We start from the raw sequence: 18,067 nt of genomic DNA, 5'->3' as shown, positions 1-18,067 counted from the left end.
GGCATCCGCGGTCGGTACGCACACCGTGGACGCCGGCCATGCGGTGGCGGAAGGAGACGGGCGTGAGCGGTGGGCACCGCGTGAGCGCACGCCCCGCACTGCGGTGGGTGCGATCGATCCGTCCAGAGCGACGCCACCTGCGTGCCGACGTGGTCGCCGGTCTGCCCGGCGCGATCAGCAGCGTTCCCAACGGGATGGCGTCCGCGGCACTGATCGGTGTGAACCCGATCCATGGCCTCTACGCGAGCTTCGCCGGCCCGGTCGCGGGCGGGCTGGCGACGAGCAGCCAGCTGATGATGATCACCACGACCACGGCCGCGGCCCTGGCCGCAGGATCGGCCCTGGACGGCGTGGACGCCGCCGATCGGCCGCAAGCCCTGCTGCTGTTGACGATCATCGCCGGCGCGGTGATGATCCTGGCCGGCATCGCGCGGCTCGGACGGTACACCCGCTTCGTGTCGCACTCGGTCATGAGCGGCTTCCTGGCCGGGGTCTCGGTCAACATCGTCCTCGGCCAGCTGCCCGGCCTGGCCGGCGTGACCGCCGACGGGGACTTCGCGCTCGCCCGGGCGGTGGACGTCGTCTTCCACCCGGCCCAGATCGACGTCGCATCGCTGCTCGCGGGGCTCGCGGCGCTCGGCATCCTCGTCGGTCTGTCCCGGACCCGGCTGGCGTCGGTGAGCGCCTTGGTGGCGCTGGCCGTCCCGACTGCCGGGGTCGCCATCGCCGGCGCCGGCCAGGTTGCCCTCGTGGAGGACGCCGGGCAGATCCCCAGCGGCCTGCCGCTGCCCCAACTGCCGGATCTCAGTCTGCTGTCGTTGCCGCTGGTCACCGGGGCGCTGGCTGTCGTGGCCATCGTTCTCGTCCAGGGCAGCGGTGTCGCCGAGGCCGCACCGAACCGGGACGGAACCGTCTCGAACCCCAACCAGGACTTCGTTGCCCAGGGCATCGGAAACGTCGCGGCCGGCGTCTTCCGCGGTCTGCCGGTGGGCGGCTCGGTGGGCCAGACGGCCCTGAACCAGACGGTCGGCGGCCGGACCAGGTGGGCGGCGATCTGCTCAGGTCTGTGGATGATCGTGATCCTCGTGGCCTTCTCCGGCGTGATCGGATTCGTCGCCATGCCCACGCTGGCCGCCGTACTCATCTATGCGGCCGCAGGCTCGCTGAAACCACATGAGTTGATGACGATCCTGCGCACTGGGCCGACCTCTCAGATCGCGATCGTGACGACCTTCTGCGCAACCCTGTTCCTGTCGGTCTCCACCGCGGTCGGCATCGGGGTGGCGCTCTCGCTGATACTGCAGCTCAACCAGGAGGCGATGGACCTCAAGGTCGTCCAGCTGACACCTGCCGGCGGCGGCCGGTGGACGGAACACCCGCCCCCCAAGACGCTGCCAAGCCACCACGCGACCGTCCTCGACGTCTACGGGAGCCTGCTCTATGCCGGCTCCCGCACCCTGGGGGTCAAGCTGCCCGACCCGGCCGGCGCCGACGCACCCACCGTCGTACTGCGGCTGCGCGGCCGGACAGCCGTCGGCGCGACGTTCGTCAAGGTCGTGGCCAACTACGCGGCTTCACTGGATGCGGTCGGCGGCCGGCTGTACCTCAGCGGGGTCGATCCCGAACTCGCCGAGCTGCTGCGTCGTACCGACCTGATGGACGTGTCCGGACCGGTCGGTGTCTTCGAGGCCACCGAGTTGGTCGGGCAATCGACCGAGGAGGCCCTGCAGGAGGCTGAGACCTGGGCAGTCCAGCATCGACGGACGAGCCCGGACCAGTGACTGTCCCGCGGGTCACCGAGCGGCACGAGCGTCCCGCATCGCCGCCCGCGCCGCGCCGGTGAGCAGGCCGCCGATGGCGATCCCGACGACGAGATTGATCAACCCGGTCGCGAACTTCGATGCCGTCGAGCCGCCCGCGACGAACGGCGCGGCCGCCGCCGCGAGCGTGGCCAGCGTGATGATCCAGCTGAAGAACTGCAACGGCCGGGGGGTGGAGATCAGCAACAGATGCAGAAGCCCGGTGGCCACCAGCGCCGCGAGGCCGCAGAACAACGCATACATTGCCGTGTCCGCGTCTCCCCAGACGCCCTCGCCCTTGGGTGCGAGGACGGCGATGTCGAAGACGCCGCGGGCGACCAGGATGCCGACGACCGCGATCAGCGCGGCGACGACGGCCGTGGCCGCGCCACCGGCCCACAGCCGGCCGGCGGCGACCGCGTTCGCACCGCCTTGCGTGGGTTGAACTGTCATGACGTGTGCTCCTTATCGTGCCTCTGGCTTGACCGGGTCGCGGCCGGCCACCGGCGGAGCGCCAGCCGCCCGGCCACTCGCCCGAACAGCGCTCCTACGGTCGCCCCGACCAGAACGTCGCTCGGGTAGTGCACGCCCGTGTACACCCGGGAGAACGCGACGACCGACGCTGCCACCCGCAGTACCGGCCCGAACCCCGGAATCACCTCTCCGACGGCGACCGCGAAGGCCGCGGCGGACGCGGAGTGTCCGGACGGAAAGGATCCCGATGCGGGCATCCGCACCCAGCGCTGCGCGGGCACGCCGAGGCGATGCCGGTCGGGCCGGCGGCGTTCCCCCATCGACTTCTTCATCGGCTGGTTCACGACCAGGGACGTCACTCCGATCGCGGTGAGCCCGGTCAGTGCCGCGCGACGGCCCCGGGGACCGCCGAACACCGCGAGGGCGCCGGCTGTGAGGAACCAGGGTTTGGAGAAGTTGGCGAAGTCCGACACCCGCCGCAGTGGCTCATCCAGGCGGGGCGTGGACAGCTCTGCGACCGATCGGTACACGACGCGGTCGTACCCGCCGAGGCGGCGCAGCAGCGAGGAGGCCCGTTGGCGCGCCGCACCGGCCCCGGGCTGATCGACGAGCCGGTCCGCCAGCCGTTCTTCGACGGGCCCCGGTGGAGGTGAGCCGGTCACGCCACGCTTTCCGTCACCATGTGAGCTCGATCTCGAGCTCACTCTCGTCCTCGCCGAGCTCGAACTCGAGCTTGAGGTGCACCTCGTCAGGAACATGCACCTTGACCCGCATGCCGCCGCGCTCGAACTCGACGTCGTTCTCCTTGGCGAGCATGTCGGCGAGAGCATGCAGGCGGGCAGCCGCGGCCTCCCGGCTCAGCAGCTCCTTCTCCTTGATCTCGATCAGGTCCATTACGGCCTCTCTGGTGTTGGCTGTGCTGATTTCCGCTCCACGCCGAAGGCGATGCGCACCAGTTCGACCACACTGGCGCGGAGGCCCTCGGGAGCCATCGCCGACGGCGACGAACCTGGGTGCTGGTGTGCGATCCGCACCCGGAGAACTCCGGGCCGGATCCGGAACTGCAGCGGCGCATCGAGGACCAACGCCTCCCCGTCGACGCCCGCGGGCAGCGGCCGATCGGATTCGACCTCGAAGGACGGTGCGGACCACTCGCGCAACGGACGCTGACCGCGGCGACCTTCAGCGCCATCGGTGGGCGCGCCCATGACGGTGATACCGAGCAGGCCGTCGTCGATCCGCGGCCGGGTGCCGGAACCGACCGCGCGACCGAGCCGATAGCGGTTGTTGGAGACCAGAACCGCGGCACCGCCGCGGTGTCCGTGCCCGCCTGGTCCGGTCCAGCGCATATCGAGCTGGCTGCCACCGGCCCCGAGTGCGTCGGGCACGGTGTCGAGCAGGGTCCGCATCTTGGCGCCGCGGTACTCGTCGCGCTGGACCGCCTCGGCGTACACCCCGAGGGACACGTTGTTGACGAACACGCGGCCGTTGACCTCGGCGAGGTCCACCCGCCGCTCGCCGCCGTCGACGAAGGCGTCGAGTGCGCCGACGACATCGTCACGGTCGACCCCGAGGTCGAGCGCGAAGTGGTTGCGCGTGCCCGCGGGGATGCAGGCGTAGGGCAAGGACTTCTCGGCGGCGATCGCGGCGACGATGGCCTGTGAGCCGTCCCCGCCGGCCATCGCGAGTCCGTCGGCACCCCGCTCGACCGCGCCGCGAACGAGGATCTCGAGGTCGTCCCCACGCTTCAGCTCGATCGGCTCGATCCCGCGGGCGCGCGCTTCCTTGGCGAGTGCGAAGCGTTCCGCCTTGCCCCCGCCGGAGAGCGGGTTGTAGAACAGCACCGGATGCTTCGGCGCCGCCACCCTGGGCAGATCCACGTGGACGGCGAAGCTGGCCCGTACCGCGGCCAGCGTGATCAGGAGCCCCACCACGACGAGAAGATCGACGCCGAACCTCCCGCCCGCAGCGAGGAGGATCAGCGCCCCTGCCAGCGCCGCGCCGGCCACGACCAGCCCCACGACGCGTGCGATTCCTCTCCGCAATATGCCGTACCAGGCCGCGGCGGCTGCGATCACCACACAGGCCAGCAGACCAAGGCCACGCGGAAACTGGTTCACTGACTCCACGACGCCGAGCACCACCGTCGCCGTACCCACCAGCAGCGCGACGATCGCCGCAAGCCGCCGCCTCACGAGTTCCGCCCTGTCGGCATGGCCTGTCCTCAGAATGTCCGCTTAGGCGTCGGGACCCGACACCCAGAGTCATCCTGTCCGGCCGCCACCGGCACGGCATCCCACAGCCCGGATGAATCCCACCGCGAACGACCGCTTGAACAGCTGCGCGGGGAGGTGCCTGTCCGTCCAGAGCGGACGGCAAAAGCAAAGGGCAAGGAGTCGAACACTCCTTGCCACACTCAACATATAGCTCACGGGGGGACTTGCCGCAAGCCCCACATCGTGGCGGAGAATCTCGGGCCTGAGCCGGTATTCGCGGAAGATCAGGGATTCGCGGAACCGGGCAGCCGGCCGAAAGACAACCTGGCGGAATCGGGGATTTCATGATTGACGTGATCATTGCCGGCGGCGGACCGACAGGTGTGATGCTGGCCGCGGAGTTGCGGCTGCACGGCGTCCACGTGGTCGTGCTGGACAAGGAGGCGGAGCCGACCACGGTGGTCCGCTCGCTCGGACTGCACGCTCGCAGTATCGAGGTGATGGACCAGCGCGGTCTGCTGGAGCGGTTCCTTGCGGTCGGTCAGCAGTACCCGATGGGTGGATCGTTCGCCGGCATCATCAAGCCGGCGCCGGACCGGCTGGACACCGCACACCCGTACGTGCTCGGCATCCCGCAGACCACGACGGACCGCCTGCTGACCGAGCACGCCACCGAACTCGGTGCCGAGATCCGGCGCGGCAGCGAACTGGCCGGGCTGAGTCAGGACGACGACGGGGTGACCGTCGAGCTGGCGGACGGCACGCAGTTGCGTTCGCGCTACCTCATCGGCTGCGACGGCGGCCGCAGTTCGGTGCGCAAGCTGCTCGGCATCGGCTTCCCCGGCGAACCCAGCACGCGCGAAACACTGCTGGGCGAGATGCAGGTGGGCGTACCGGTGGAGACGCTGAACTCCGTCATCGAGGAAGTCCGCAAGACCCACAAGGGATTCGGCGCCATGCCCCTCGGCGACGGCGTGTACCGCGTCGTCGTACCCGCGGACGGAGTAGCCGAGGACCGCACAGTCCCGCCGACCCTCGACGAGGTGAAGCAGCAGCTCCAGGTGTACGCCGGCACCGACTTCGGTGTGCACTCACCGCGCTGGCTCTCCCGCTTCGGCGACGCCACCCGGCTGGCCGACAGCTACCGGACCGGCCGGGTCCTGCTGGCCGGCGACGCGGCGCACGTCCACCCGCCGCTCGGCGGGCAGGGGCTCAACCTCGGCGTCCAGGACGCGTTCAACCTCGGCTGGAAACTGGCCTCCGAGATCAACGGCTGGGCACCGGCGGGGCTGCTGGACAGCTACGAGACGGAACGTCGTCCAGTGGCCGCCGACGTCTTGGACCTCACCCGTGCGCAGGCGGAACTGCTGTCCGTCGAGCCGGGTCCCCGGGCGCTCCGCCGGATCATGACCGAGCTGATGGACTTCGACGACGTGAACCGGTACCTGGCCGAGAAGATCGCGGCGATCGGGATCCGCTACGACTTCGGCGAGGGGCCCGAACTGCTCGGCCGGCGGCTGCGGGATGTGGAGCTGAAGCGTGGCCGCCTCTACGAACAGATGCACGCCGGCCGTGGCCTGCTCCTCGACCAGACCGGACGCCTCTCGGTAGCGGGTTGGGCAGACCGGGTCGACCACGTCATCGATGTCAGCGAGGACCTTGACGTCCCCGCGGCGCTCCTCCGACCCGACGGCCACATCGCCTGGGTCGGCGAGAACCAGGAGGACCTCGGCACCCACCTCCGCCGGTGGTTCGGCGCACTCACTGCTTGACTGTCGTTTTCGGCCGCCCGCCGATCGTCTCCTCTGTGAACCAACCGCGAGGAACACCAGGAGGTAGTGCAGTGAAATATGTGCTCATGTTCGTCGACACCGAGGAGTTCGCCAAGGAACTCGAGGCGATGACCCCGGCCGAGCTGGAGCGGTCCTATCAGCGGGTGAACCAGTGGCTCACCGACCACGCGGCGAAAATCACCAACCGCGGGGCCAAACTGCAGGGCGCGGAGACGGCCACGACGGTCCGTCTCGACGGCGGCGAACCGGTGACCACCGACGGCCCGTACATCGAAGGCAAGGAGGTCGTGTCCGGCTTCCTCGAGATCGAGGTCGCCGATCTCGACGAGGCACTGCGGATGGTGAAGACCTGGCCGGCCTGCCCGGTCGTCGAGATCCGCCCCGTGGAGTCATGAGGGTGCTGATGGCTGGGCCTCCGGCGCCATGACCGGCGATCCCGGCGAGGAGCTGGCCCGCGTCGTTCGCGAACACGCGGGCCGGCTCGCCGCGTCGCTGATGTCGCTGCTCGGCGACTTCGCCGCCGCCGAAGACCTGGTGCAGGACGCCGTCGAGACCGCGCTGCGGCGCTGGCCCGAGGAAGGCATCCCGGACCGTCCGGACGCCTGGTTGTTCACGGTGGCCAAGCGGCGCGGCCTCGATGTCCTGCGGCGGCAGGAGAACTACCGCGCCAAACTCACCCAGCTGCAGTGGCCGGTCCGGCCGGCACCCGACGACCGGCTCCGGCTCGTCTTCACCTGCTGCCACCCGGCGCTGTCGCGGGAAGCGCAGATCGCGTTGACCCTCCGCGTGGTCTGCGGCCTCACGACCGCGCAGATCGCCGCGGCCTTCCTCGTCCCGGAGACAACGGTGGCTCAACGCATCACGCGCGCCAAGCGCAAGATCGCCGGCGCCGGGATCCCGTACCGCCTCCCTCGCGACGACGAGCTGCCCGAGCGACTGAACGAAGTACTGACCGTCATCTACCTGCTCTTCAACGAGGGCTACCTGTCCAGCACCGGTGATCATGCGCACTCCCGCGACCTCGTCGATGACGCCGAGTGGCTCACCGCGCTTCTGGCCGGCCTGCTCCCCAACGAGCCGGAAGTCACCGGACTGCTGGCGCTGATCCGGCTGCACCGCGCTCGGGTCGCCGCACGATTCACCAGTGACGGACAGCTCGTCCTCCTCGAAGACCAGAACCGTGCCGACTGGGACCACGCGGCCATCGCGGACGCGACCGCGCTGCTCATCCGTACGGCGCGCCGCCACCACTCCCCCGGCCCGTACCAACTCCAGGCCGCCATCGCCGCCTGCCACTGCGAAGCACCCACCTGGGCCGACACCGACTGGCCCCAGATCCTCGTCCTCTACGACATGCTGCTCCGCTTCCAGCCGTCGCCCGTCACCCGGCTCCACCGTGCGGTCGCCGTACGGTACGTCGACAGCCCACGAGCTGCCCTTGCGGAACTCGACGAGCTCGAAACCGCGCTCCACAACTACCCGCTGTTCCACGCGATCCGCGCCGAACTACTTCGAACCGAGGGCAGGACCATAGAGGCTCACAAATCCGACCGTCGAGCTCTCGACCTCACCAACAACCCGGCGCAGCAATCCCTCCTCCACTCCCGGCTCGCCAGCACCTGACCCGACTAGCAGGTCAGGCCCTTGCGTCACGTGGGATGCCGGCGGCTGCGTACGCGTCGGCCTCGTCGAGGGTCTCGTGCTCGAGGAGTTGTTCGGCGATGCCGTCGAGCCGCTCGCGGTTCTCCCGGAGTAGCCGTCGGGCCTCCTGGTAGCACTCGTCGATGAGTCGGCGTACCTCCTCGTCGACTGTGTTGAGCAGCGAGTCGGACGCGATGCCTCGGGGGTCGCCGTCGGCCGGGATCACGGAGATGGGACCGACCGCCGCGGACATGCCCCACCGGCCGACCATCGACCGGGCGATCCGGGTCGCGGTCTCGAGATCGCTCTCGGCGCCGGTGGTGACCACACCGAGCACCTCCTGCTCGGCTGCCATCCCGCCGAGTGCACCGATGATGCGGCCGCGCAGGTAGTCGGCGTCGTACCCGTACCGGTCCATCTCCGGCGTCGACAACGTGACGCCCAGCGCGCGTCCGCGCGGAATGATCGAGACTTTGCGCACCGGGTCGGCACCGACCTGGATCATGCCCAGCAACGCATGACCGCCCTCGTGATACGCCGTACGACGACGCTCCTCCGCCGGCATCACCACGTTGCGGGCGGTGCCGAGCTGGATCTTCTCCAGCGCGTCGGTCAGATCGCGCTGGCGGATCTCCGAGCGGCCGGTCCGGGCAGCGGCCAGCGCCGCCTCGTTCAACAGGTTCGCCAGGTCGGCACCGGTCATCCCCGGCGTGGAGCGGGCCATCGCCGCCAGGTCGACGTCCGCGGCCAACGGCTTGTCTCGCGCGTGCACCTTCAGGATCGCCTCGCGGCCGTGCTGGTCCGGCGCGTGCACGGTGATCGTGCGGTCGAACCGGCCCGGCCGCAACAGCGCCGGATCCAGGACATCCGCGCGGTTGGTGGCCGCCAGGACGACCACACCCTCGGTGCCGGAGAAGCCGTCCATCTCGGTGAGGATCTGGTTCAGCGTCTGCTCGCCCTCGTTGTGACCGCCGAGCGACCGGCCACCGCCGCGGGCCCGGCCGATGGTGTCGATCTCGTCGATGAAGATGATCGCCGGCGCGACCTTCCGGGCCTCCGCGAACAGTTGGCGCACCCGGCTCGCGCCGACACCGACGATCGCCTCGATGAACTCCGAGGCGCTGGCCGAGAAGAACGGCACGCCGGCCTCGCCCGCGGTGGCTCGCGCCAGCAGCGTCTTCCCGGTCCCCGGCGCACCCGCGAGCAGGACGCCCTTGGGTGCCCGGGCGCCGAGCCGGCGGTACTTGTCCGGGTCCATCAGGTAATCGACGATCTCGGTGATCTCGGCCTCGACCTCGTCGATGCCGGCCACGTCGGCGAATGTCGTCCGGACGCTCTCCGGATCGACGGGCTTCTTCTGACCACCGCCGAGCAGACCGCTCAGACCTCCGGCGGCCGCCCGTTGCTGGCGCCGGAACAGCCACAGGTAGAACCCGACCAGCAGCAGGATCGGCGCGAACGCGATCAGCAGATTCCACAGTGCACCGCGTTGCTGGACCACCGGAGTGGCCTTGACAGTGGTGCCGCTCTTCTCCAAGGCGGCGTACAGATCGTCGTTGGCGAACGTCGGCCGCTCGGTGGTGAACTTCGTGTACGACGTATCGGTCTTGCCCGGCACCGACGCCGCTTCCTTGAGCCGCCCCTCGATCGTGTCGCCCCGGGCGAAGACCTCGGCCACGTTGCCCTTCTCCACCTGCGTGGTGAACTCGGTGTAGGCGATCGTCTCCGCCCCACCGGACATCTGGTCCTGCATCGTGGTCAGCAGGAACAACAGCAGGTAGCCACCCGCGATCCACCCCAGCAGCTTCACCCAGCCCGGCCGGCGCCGCCGCTCACCCTTCCCGGTCGGGAGACCTTCGGTGCGCCACGGCTGATCGGCACGCCGCTGCGGGCCGCCGGTTCGCTCCTCGCGATCCGGTGCCGGCTGCTCCCCCTTCCGCTGGTCCTGGTCACTCATGGTCGGATCCCGGACAGGCTCCCATCGAGTACCTCTACTGCCGCGCCAGGTGGGCTCGTAGCTCGGACTCCGGGTCCTCGATCAGCTCGCCGCTGACGTCCACGGTCACTTTGTGCAGGGTGCCGGTGAACTTGAACGGGCTCGTGTACTCCCCCGTGACCGCAGAGCCCGGGTTGGAGCCGCAGGTGAGATTGCCGGGGTTGAAGGCGAACGGCGTGGTCACAGGGGCGTCCGCGGCGGCGACGAGCGCGCCGTCGACGTACAGCTGCAGGTGCCCGGGCGCGCCCTTTCCGTTCGGCATGTCGGGCTTGCCGGTCGGTTCGAACTCGAAGCGGAGCTCGTGCTCGCCGACGGGCACCGGCTCGGGCGACGAGACCCGGAACAGGTCCCTGCCGACGTAGTTGTGCACGTAGTGCAGCAGCCCGTCCTTGATGAACAGCGCATAACCGCCGGCCGCGCTGCCTTGGCTCAGCAGAACTCCCTCGGCACCGCCGTCAGGGATCTCGACGAAGGCGGTGATGCTGTGCGGCCGGTTGAGGACGCGGGGGCCGGCGAAGAACGGGACCTGCTGGGTGTTCGGCCTCATCGTGTACTGGTCGCGCGGGGGCGCGATCGACGGCTTCTCGCCGATCATGCGCGCCAGGGCGCTCCCGTCGATCGGCAGGACGCCGTACTTGCCGGCCTCGGCGTACCAGGTCCCGATCATCGCGATCAGCCGATCCCGGTTGTCCGCGGCGACGTTGCTGGTCTCCGCGGGGTCCTCCGCCACGTGGTAGAGCTCCCAACCGGTGGCGTCGAGTTGGGACAGTTTCGTCGAGCTGATCGGATCGCCGAAGGCCGCGCCGGACTCGGCGAACGAGGTGCCGGGCCACGGGCACACCGCGCGCCAGCCGTCGTGGTCGATGGCCCGGTGGCCGAACATCTCGAAGTACTGCGTGTGATGCTTGCTGCCGGCTTCGGCGTCGTCGAGGGCGTGGGCGAAGCTGACGCCGTGCAGCGGTGCCTGCGTCACACCCCGGATCGTGGCGGGTGGCTCGATGTCGAGCAGGTCCAGGACGGTGGGGACCATGTCGACGATGTGGGCGTACTGGTTGCGGACCTCGCCCTTCGCGTTCACGCCGGCCGGCCACGACACGATGAACGGATCGCAGGATCCACCCCGGTACGTCTCCCGCTTCCAGCGCCGGAACGGCGTGTTGCCCGCCCAGGTCCAGCCCCAGGGGTAGTGGTTGAAGTGTTTGGGGCCGCCGATCTCGTCGATCGCCCTGAGGCTGTCCTCGAGCGGCTCCTGGGCGTTGTTGAAGAACTGGGCCTCGTTCGTCGTCCCGGTCGGACCGCCCTCGGCGCTCGCCCCGTTGTCGGAGATCATCATCACGATCGTGTTGTCCAGCTCGCCCTGCTCGGTCAGGAAGTCGAGCAGCCGGCCGAGGTGGTGGTCGGTGTGGCTGAGGAAGCCTGCGAACACCTCCATCATGCGGCTGAACAGCTTGCGCGCCTCGGGCGTCTGCGCCTGCCAGTCCGGTACATCAGGGTCGTGGCGGGACAACTGGGCGTCGGCGGGCATGATGCCCAGCTCCTTCTGCCGCGCGAAGACCTTCTCCCGGTAGTCGTCCCAGCCGTCGTCGAAAGCACCCGCGTACTTGTCGGCCCACTCCTTCGGCACGTGGTGGGGCGCGTGCGTCGCGCCGAAGCACAGGTGCAGGTAGAACGGCTTGGCCGGGTCGATCTGCTTGCTGTCGGCAATGAACTCGATGGACTTGTCGACCAGGTCCTCGCTCAGGTGATAACCCTCCTCCGGTGTGCGCGGCGGCTCGACCTGGTGGTTGTCGTACACCAGGTCCGGATACCACTGACTCGTGTCTCCCCCGAGGAAGCCGTAGTACCGCTCGAAACCGCGGCCCAGCGGCCAGCGGGTGTACGGGCCGGTCGCCGTCTCCTCGTTGCTCGGTGAGAGATGCCACTTGCCGACCATGAAGGTGCTGAAGCCCTTGTCCACCAGCATCTCCGAGAGCATCCCGTTCTCGAACGGGATGACTCCGTTGTAGCCCGGATAGCCCGTCGAGAGTTCGGTGATCGACGCCATACCGTTGCTGTGGTGGTTCCTGCCCGTGACGATGCACGACCGGCTGGGCGAACACAGCGCGGTGGTGTGCATGTTGGTGAACCGCAGCCCGTTGGCAGCCAGCCGGTCGAAGTTCGGGGTCTCGATCAAGCCTCCGAAGCAGCCCAGCTGACCGAATCCCGTGTCGTCCAGCACCACGAACAACACGTTCGGGCTGCCCGCCGCGGCCCGTACCGGCGCCGGCCAGGCCGGGCTCGACTCATCGGTCGTTCGTCCCACCACGCCGGTGAACGGGCGTCCCGACTGGTACTCCTCGATCGCCATAAAGGCCTCCCCCATCGATGCGAACGGCGCGGCGTCGAGCGGCCGGACCGCCCTCGGCCCGGCCTCGTCACGCGTGCTGCGACGTACCTTCGTCGGACTGGCGCGGCAAATCATCACCCGCGGTGGATGAGCGGTGGGAAGGCACCGATCGAAACCGTCTCGGGTGGATGAGGTACCTGGCGGCGGACGCTGTCACAGTGAGTCCGCGTCGGACGCGTGATGCACGACGGAGGCGGGCCATGACAGAAGTCACGTTCGCGGTGGTCGCGCTCCTCGTCCTTGCGTGGGCCGTCACCTCAGAGCTCCTGGCCAAGGCGAACATCACCGGTCCGCTGGTCTTCACCGTCGCCGGGTTCGTGTTGGCGAACCGGGACTGGGGACCACTCGCGGTTGATGTCGAGGCCCCATCAGTCCACCTGCTCGCGGAGCTGACCCTTGCCTTGTTGCTGTTCTCGGATGCGGCCCGGGTCAACCTGTCCAGGCTGAGACAAGACATCTATCTCCCTGGGCGTCTGCTCGGCATCGGCCTACCGCTCTCGGTGGTCCTCGGTTCGCTCCTGGCGGCCTGGCTGTTCGACGATTTCACCTGGGCCCTCGCAGGCTTCGTGGGCGCGGCACTGGCCCCCACCGATGCTGCTCTCAGCGCACAGGTCATCAACGACCAACGGATACCCATGCGCCTGCGTCGCGCGTTGAACGTGGAGAGTGGACTCAACGACGGCATCGTCACACCGATCGTCATGTTCACGCTCGCCGTTGCCGCGGGGCAGCTCGGGACAGCGCACGAGGGCGACGCCTCCACTGACGGAGGTGGCGCGCTGCTGGAGCTGGCAATCGGCATCACCGTTGGCCTGGTGGTCGGGCTGGGAAGCGCCCGGCTCCTGACGCTCGGCGCCCGACGGCACTGGATCAGTGCAGGCGCCTGGCGGCTCGGCACGCTTGCTGCCGCGCTGAGCAGCTTCGCCCTCGCGGTCAGCTTCAGCGGCAACGGATTCATCTCGGCGTTCGTGGCCGGCGTCGCCTTCCGGGCCGGACTGGACGAGGACGTTCTCGACGCGGACAACGCCGTCGAGCTGCCGGAACTCCTCGGGGAGGTCTTGTCCCTCGTCGTCTGGTTCCTGTTCGGCGCCGCACTGGTGACGATCGCCGTCCACAACTTCGACGTACCGCTCCTCGCGTACGCCGTACTGAGCTTGACTGTGGTCCGCATCGTTCCGGTCGCCCTGTCCCTGATCGGGAAGGGGCTGGACCGACGGACCGTCATCTTCGTGGGATGGTTCGGCCCTCGCGGTCTCGCATCGATCGTGTTCGCGTTACTGGCGATCGAGGAGCTCGGCGAGACCGAGTTGGTGGAACGGGCCGTCGCCGCCGTGTCGCTGACCGTTCTGCTGAGTGTCGCGCTGCACGGCATATCGGCCGGTCCGCTCGGGCGTCGCTACGTCAGCAGCGAGCAGGCAGATGACGCCTCGACCCCCGCCCCACGAGCACGACGTCCCGCCCATCACCACCCCGGCACCACGGTCCCCCGCAGCACCGACCAACCCTGACCGTGGTCAGCCTCCTGGGCAGCCCTGGGTCAACGTGGTGGTAAACGTCGAGGCCGCCGTACCGACTTGCTGGAGGGCCGTGTTGATCGCCGGCGCCTTCTGCCGGAGGTTGTCCGCGCTCAGGCCACTCGCCGCAGCTTCCAACTCTGTGAATGCCGTCTTCACATTCGCCACGGCGGGCTGCAGAGCAGCCGATGCTGCGGCCGCCGCCGTCTCCAGACTGCTCTTGACCCCGGCCATGGCGGTGTTGAAGGCGGTGAGACCGTCCTGCAGGGGCTCCACATTCCTGAGAGTTTCGAGCGATGACTTGAGTTCAGCCGACGCAGCGCAGTCCGTTGCGGACGCACCCGTTGCCGGCGGGGCTGCCGTCGCGGACGGACTCGGCTGACTCTCTGTCGAGCTGTCACTGCAGGCCATCGGTACGACGAGCAGGGTAACGGTCACCAGGGCAGCAATCACTGATCGACGTACGTCGTTGCGCGGCATGGTTGCTCTCCTCGGGACTACTTGGTGGCGTTCTTGACCTCCGTCACGCTGTCCGCGTCGACCTCGTGCTTGGTGACCTTGTCCGCATGCGCCAGCGCCTTGTCCACATCCGTGGCCCACCGCTCCTCGAACAGCGCCACGATCGCCGAACTGTCGGGCGGCATGGTGTCTTCGACGTCAGCTTTGATCGCCGCCTTCTCCCGGTGGGACTTCAGGCCACCAATTCCCAGACCCGCGCCCGCACCGACCGCCGCGCCGGCCAGCAGGCTGGGCGGGAAGATGAGGCCGACGACCGCACCACCGACCGCGCCCCAGGCGGCACCCCTGGCCGCGGTGTGGAAATCGTCGTCGACATTGATCTTGCCGTCGGAGCCGCGGCTGACGAGGACAAGCCCGTCGACCGTGATCACATCGTCCGAAGCAGCTTGCTTGAGAGCGTCCCAATCACCGCGCGCCGCCTCGGCGTCCGGGTAGGCGGCGATGTACAGATCGACTGGAGCGTTGCTGTCAGATCCCACGAGCTTCTCCTCTTGATCCGGCGACCGGCGTACCCCTCGTCTCACCATCGCGCCGGGCACGGCGAGAAGCCTCACCCCGGGCGGACGATGTACCCGGCCGCTCAGGCGACGCCCGGCTCCCGCTACTTCCGGGCGCCGGCCTCGGCGTCGCGGATCAGCTCGAGGGCGAGGTCGCGGAGTTTTCGGTTGGACTGCCGACTGAAGCGAACCAACGTGTCGAAGGCTCGATCAGAGGTGATCGAGTAGCGCTCCATCAGGAGACCGACCGCCTGGCCGATCAGGTCCCGGGTCTCGATCGCAGCGAGCAGGTGCTCCTCCCGCTGCGCACCCGAGTACGCAACGGCCGCGTGGGTGGCAAGCAACCTGCCGACGTGCTCGGACTCGTCCGTGAACGCGTGAGCCTCGTCGGCATATAGGTTGAGCGCACAGAAGTTGTCGTCCTTCACGAACAGCGGGAACGCCAGCATGCTCAACGCTCCCAGCTCGGCCGCACGCGGGGCGAACCGCGGCCAGCGAGTCTCCCGGCGCATGTCCTCGACCCGGACGATCCGGCGCTGGAACAACGCGTCCAGACACGGGCCCTCGTCGTACTCGGACATGATCGCGTCGACGCGGGCCGGCAGTGTGCCTGACTCCGCCTTGTGTTCGACGCGCGTCCCACCGACGAGAGCCGTGATGGAACCGGCCTGTGCACCGGGGACGAGATCCATCGCGGCCTGCACCGCTTCCCGCAGTACGTCGTCCGGCGCGTCGGCCTGGTAGAGCCCACGGGCCATCTCACTCAGCTCGTCCGCAAGCCGGACCGGTCTGGGCTCACTGCCATGCAGTGCCGGCCCGACACCCGACAACTTCGGTTGATCGGTCACGAGCAGTCCTATCTACTCCTGGGTACCACCTACCGACACCGCCGTCCAGAGCGGCAGGATTCCTACCGGGGGCTTGATCCACGCTGATCCAGCGGTCATAGTGGTCCAGCCTCAGACAGTCGGGCGCCGGATCTTCCGATCTGCGAGGCTCCCATGCGCGACCACGACACCAGCCCCACCGTGCGCCAGCTCATCTGCGCCCTGCACACCGTCGAGGACGAGTTGCGAGCGGCCCGCTGTGCCGCCGACATCGATCGACTGACGGTCCTGATCCGGCAGAAGCAGTCAGTACTCCGCCAACTCCGCCGTCGCCGCCTGCGCCGGGTGGCCTGACCTGCCAACCACAGTCTGATTGCGGGCCCGCCCCTCTCCGGAGGGGACAGGGGAGCGGGCCCGCAATCACCTCCCCCGACCCACCAGTTTGTGGTGCCGGTTGCCGGGTACCTGCGGAGTGGCTGGGGGCCTGGTATGTAGCCGTGCAGTAAATGATCAGGGAGGCAGCGACATGGCCGGAACAGGCGCTGCGGGCAAGCTGGTGAAGGCCTGGGGAACCGGGGTCAAGGACTTACCGCGGAACACCACTTGGCTGCTGTCAAAGGCATTGACGCCGTTGGAAGCGACGAAGGACGCCGCCGGGAGCGCGACGCAGTCCGCGGGAAGCGGGCTGGTGGACATCGCTCGCCACGCGGGGGCTTCGGTCCTGGATGCGTTACCCGTGGGCGACTCGATCGAGCTGAAGCTCCAGCGAGCCAGAGCCGCGGCCGACGAGGCCCAGCAGGCGGAGGAACAGGCAGTCCGCGAGGCCGAGGAGGCAAAGGCGCGCAGCGACGAGGCGCGTCAGGTCGCCGAGCGATGCCGGGCGTATGTGCGCGAGGTCGAGCAGGAGCAGTCCCAGGAAGTCAACGAAAAGGTCGCCGAGGCCCGCCGCGAGGCCGATGCGCGGGTCGAGCGGGCTCGTGCCTCCGCGCAGTCGGACGCCGATCGGGTGGTGCAAAGAGCGAAGGCGGAGGCCGACGACCGGGTCACGAAGGCCCGTGAGGAGGCAGAGGCGGCGCAGGCGAAGGCCAAGCAGACGATGGCCGACGCGACGGCCAGCCTGGCGGAGGCCAGGCGACTGGCCGACGAAGCCACGCAAGCGACGAAGGCGGCCGCCGAAGAAGCACACCGGCAGGCGGCGCAGCTCGCCGCGACCGCCGACCGCGAGGCAAAGAGCGCCGACGAACGGGTCCGCGAGGCCGAACAGGTCCGGTCCCGCGCCAGAGTCAGCGCACAGCGCAAGCGCAACGGACGGGCTCAGACCACCGCCGACCTCAACGAGATGACCAAGACGGATCTGCTGAACCTTGCCACGGCCGAGGACGTCAAGGGCAGGTCGGCGATGAACAAGACCGAGCTGGTGACCGCCATCAAACGCTCGACCCGATCCAAGCGATAGCCAGAGTGGAGACAATCATGAGACTGCTACACAGGAAGAGCCGGTGGGAGCGGCTGGCCAAGCCGATCGCGGCCGGTACGACGAACGCTATGCGCCGGGCTCCGGTGCGCAACGGCCTCGCCGCCGCGGCCGCGGCGATCGGCATGAGCGCCGCGAGCGCGGTGGTGTCCTCGCGGCGGCAGAAGGACAAGAAATGAAGCTGCGCAGTCTCGCGGTGTTCGGCGTGGGGTACGTGCTCGGAGCCAAGGCGGGACGTGAACGCTATGTACAGATTGTCGAAGCGCTCCAGTCGGCGTCGCAGCGGCTCGACGATGCACGCCGTCAGCGTGCCAAGCCTGCCCGGCAAGGCAGTAACGGACTCGACAGCTATCTGGATGAGACCAGCCGGAACTAGCACGCTGGCCGGCGGCGCCGTCGTACGTACCTCACTCGTCGCGCGGCTGCTCGGGGTGCGGCTGCTGACGGTGGAGGGCACGGTTCTGCTGTCGCCGATCTCGTTCAGCAGCCCGCCCCCGCCGGTGGACGTCGCCGGTACGACGACCCGCCTGAACACCGAGACCGCGCCCAAGGCGATCGGCGCGAGACTCGGTCCGTCGGCGCGCCTGATCGACGAAAGCATCAAGGATCTGCGCGCGCTCGACCACTGAACGACGGCTGCCACCCGCCGTCGGAGCCGGTCTCACCGACCGATCAGCGAGCCTTCGCGTTCCTCACCGCGACAGCGGAGTACCGCAGGAAGCGTGCATCGGCGGCCAGATCGGTGGAGATGATGTGCATCAGGTCCACGGCAGCCTGGTAGCAAGGGCCTTCCCGCAACTCGTACTGGGCAGCGTCAATGCCAAGCAGTAGCTGGTCTGTCGGGGCGACGGTCTCGAGCCGTCCATCGGCGTGCAGGATCGTGATGCTGGCGTAGCGGACGTCAGGCAACAGTTCGACGGCCGCCCGGCTC

Annotated in this window: 20 protein-coding genes; 10 read left to right on the top strand and 10 right to left on the bottom strand. The window is 68.9% G+C overall.

Annotated elements, in window-relative coordinates:
- Window positions 1-62 precede the first annotated feature (62 nt).
- Complete coding sequence (locus tag ACGFIF_RS07715) at window positions 63-1,781, top strand: SulP family inorganic anion transporter (protein WP_393152559.1); 1,719 nt, start codon at window positions 63-65, stop codon at window positions 1,779-1,781.
- 12 nt (window positions 1,782-1,793) lie between these two features.
- Here ACGFIF_RS07715 and ACGFIF_RS07710 read toward each other — a convergent pair whose 3' ends face one another.
- Genes ACGFIF_RS07710 through ACGFIF_RS07695 form a run of 4 tightly spaced genes read right to left on the bottom strand, consistent with a single transcriptional unit; the run spans window position 1,794 to window position 4,468 of the window.
- On the bottom strand, window positions 1,794-2,252 hold the full coding sequence (locus ACGFIF_RS07710; RefSeq protein WP_393152557.1) for a DUF6069 family protein: 459 nt from the start codon (window positions 2,250-2,252) through the stop codon (window positions 1,794-1,796).
- Window positions 2,249-2,935: a phosphatase PAP2 family protein gene (locus ACGFIF_RS07705; RefSeq protein ID WP_393152555.1), complete on the bottom strand. Its 687-nt coding sequence runs from the start codon at window positions 2,933-2,935 to the stop codon at window positions 2,249-2,251. The genes ACGFIF_RS07710 and ACGFIF_RS07705 overlap by 4 nt, the downstream gene beginning before the upstream one ends.
- A gap of 13 nt (window positions 2,936-2,948) precedes the next feature.
- A complete protein-coding gene (locus ACGFIF_RS07700; protein WP_393152553.1) occupies window positions 2,949-3,167 on the bottom strand; it encodes an amphi-Trp domain-containing protein in 219 nt (72 codons plus the stop codon).
- Window positions 3,167-4,468, bottom strand: a complete 1,302-nt coding sequence (locus tag ACGFIF_RS07695; RefSeq protein ID WP_393152551.1) for a diacylglycerol/lipid kinase family protein — start codon at window positions 4,466-4,468, stop codon at window positions 3,167-3,169. The genes ACGFIF_RS07700 and ACGFIF_RS07695 overlap by 1 nt, the downstream gene beginning before the upstream one ends.
- Window positions 4,469-4,833: 365 nt before the next feature.
- Here ACGFIF_RS07695 and rox point away from each other — a divergent pair, with 365 nt between their 5' ends.
- The 3 genes from rox (at window position 4,834) to ACGFIF_RS07680 (ending at window position 7,905) form a co-directional block, all read left to right on the top strand.
- The gene (gene rox / locus ACGFIF_RS07690; RefSeq protein ID WP_393152549.1) at window positions 4,834-6,261 is read left to right on the top strand and encodes a rifampin monooxygenase; all 1,428 of its coding nucleotides are present in this window, start codon (window positions 4,834-4,836) and stop codon (window positions 6,259-6,261) included.
- A 71-nt stretch (window positions 6,262-6,332) separates the two neighbouring features.
- Entirely contained in the window at window positions 6,333-6,677 is a 345-nt protein-coding gene (locus ACGFIF_RS07685) for a YciI family protein (RefSeq protein ID WP_393152547.1), read from the top strand.
- Window positions 6,678-6,705: 28 nt separating this feature from the next.
- Entirely contained in the window at window positions 6,706-7,905 is a 1,200-nt protein-coding gene (locus tag ACGFIF_RS07680; RefSeq protein WP_393152545.1) for an RNA polymerase sigma factor, read from the top strand.
- A 13-nt stretch (window positions 7,906-7,918) separates the two neighbouring features.
- On the opposite strand, the gene ftsH is transcribed toward ACGFIF_RS07680, so the two are convergent.
- Window positions 7,919-9,880 (bottom strand): ATP-dependent zinc metalloprotease FtsH, encoded by a 1,962-nt coding sequence (ftsH, locus tag ACGFIF_RS07675; RefSeq protein ID WP_393152543.1) that lies wholly within the window; start codon window positions 9,878-9,880, stop codon window positions 7,919-7,921.
- Between the two features lie 34 nt (window positions 9,881-9,914).
- Window positions 9,915-12,266: an arylsulfatase gene (locus ACGFIF_RS07670; RefSeq protein WP_393152541.1), complete on the bottom strand. Its 2,352-nt coding sequence runs from the start codon at window positions 12,264-12,266 to the stop codon at window positions 9,915-9,917.
- A 239-nt stretch (window positions 12,267-12,505) separates the two neighbouring features.
- Between ACGFIF_RS07670 and ACGFIF_RS07665 the strand changes: the two genes are divergently transcribed.
- Entirely contained in the window at window positions 12,506-13,813 is a 1,308-nt protein-coding gene (locus tag ACGFIF_RS07665; protein ID WP_393152539.1) for a cation:proton antiporter, read from the top strand.
- Window positions 13,814-13,819: 6 nt separating this feature from the next.
- On the opposite strand, the gene ACGFIF_RS07660 is transcribed toward ACGFIF_RS07665, so the two are convergent.
- The 3 genes from ACGFIF_RS07660 to ACGFIF_RS07650 all read right to left on the bottom strand — a co-directional run bounded on the left by ACGFIF_RS07660 (window position 13,820) and on the right by ACGFIF_RS07650 (window position 15,683).
- Window positions 13,820-14,095, bottom strand: coding sequence for a hypothetical protein (locus ACGFIF_RS07660; protein WP_393152537.1), 276 nt, complete (start codon window positions 14,093-14,095; stop codon window positions 13,820-13,822).
- 221 nt (window positions 14,096-14,316) lie between these two features.
- The gene (locus ACGFIF_RS07655) at window positions 14,317-14,817 is read right to left on the bottom strand and encodes a DUF1269 domain-containing protein (RefSeq protein ID WP_393152535.1); all 501 of its coding nucleotides are present in this window, start codon (window positions 14,815-14,817) and stop codon (window positions 14,317-14,319) included.
- A 122-nt stretch (window positions 14,818-14,939) separates the two neighbouring features.
- Window positions 14,940-15,683, bottom strand: a complete 744-nt coding sequence (locus tag ACGFIF_RS07650) for a GAF and ANTAR domain-containing protein (RefSeq protein ID WP_393152533.1) — start codon at window positions 15,681-15,683, stop codon at window positions 14,940-14,942.
- Window positions 15,684-15,836: 153 nt separating this feature from the next.
- Here ACGFIF_RS07650 and ACGFIF_RS07645 point away from each other — a divergent pair, with 153 nt between their 5' ends.
- The 5 genes from ACGFIF_RS07645 (at window position 15,837) to ACGFIF_RS07625 (ending at window position 17,765) form a co-directional block, all read left to right on the top strand.
- On the top strand, window positions 15,837-16,016 hold the full coding sequence (locus ACGFIF_RS07645) for a hypothetical protein (protein WP_393152531.1): 180 nt from the start codon (window positions 15,837-15,839) through the stop codon (window positions 16,014-16,016).
- A gap of 172 nt (window positions 16,017-16,188) precedes the next feature.
- Window positions 16,189-17,118, top strand: a complete 930-nt coding sequence (locus ACGFIF_RS07640) for a hypothetical protein (RefSeq protein ID WP_393152529.1) — start codon at window positions 16,189-16,191, stop codon at window positions 17,116-17,118.
- 17 nt (window positions 17,119-17,135) lie between these two features.
- A complete protein-coding gene (locus tag ACGFIF_RS07635; RefSeq protein ID WP_393152527.1) occupies window positions 17,136-17,315 on the top strand; it encodes a hypothetical protein in 180 nt (59 codons plus the stop codon).
- Window positions 17,312-17,512 carry a hypothetical protein gene (locus tag ACGFIF_RS07630; RefSeq protein WP_393152526.1) on the top strand — a complete coding sequence of 67 codons (201 nt, stop codon included), beginning with the start codon at window positions 17,312-17,314 and terminating at the stop codon, window positions 17,510-17,512. Before ACGFIF_RS07635 ends, ACGFIF_RS07630 begins: the two co-directional genes overlap by 4 nt.
- Window positions 17,493-17,765 (top strand): hypothetical protein, encoded by a 273-nt coding sequence (locus ACGFIF_RS07625; RefSeq protein WP_393152524.1) that lies wholly within the window; start codon window positions 17,493-17,495, stop codon window positions 17,763-17,765. Before ACGFIF_RS07630 ends, ACGFIF_RS07625 begins: the two co-directional genes overlap by 20 nt.
- 43 nt (window positions 17,766-17,808) lie before the next feature.
- Here the strand turns inward: ACGFIF_RS07625 and ACGFIF_RS07620 are convergent, their stop codons facing one another.
- Window positions 17,809-18,045 (bottom strand): hypothetical protein, encoded by a 237-nt coding sequence (locus ACGFIF_RS07620; protein ID WP_393152522.1) that lies wholly within the window; start codon window positions 18,043-18,045, stop codon window positions 17,809-17,811.
- Window positions 18,046-18,067 lie beyond the last annotated feature (22 nt).

Origin of the sequence: Kribbella sp. NPDC049174 (assembly GCF_043197365.1) — a bacterium.
Lineage (GTDB): Bacteria > Actinomycetota > Actinomycetes > Propionibacteriales > Kribbellaceae > Kribbella.
Note: the sequence above shows the minus strand (reverse complement) of the source record. Positions and strands in the feature narration are given on the sequence as shown.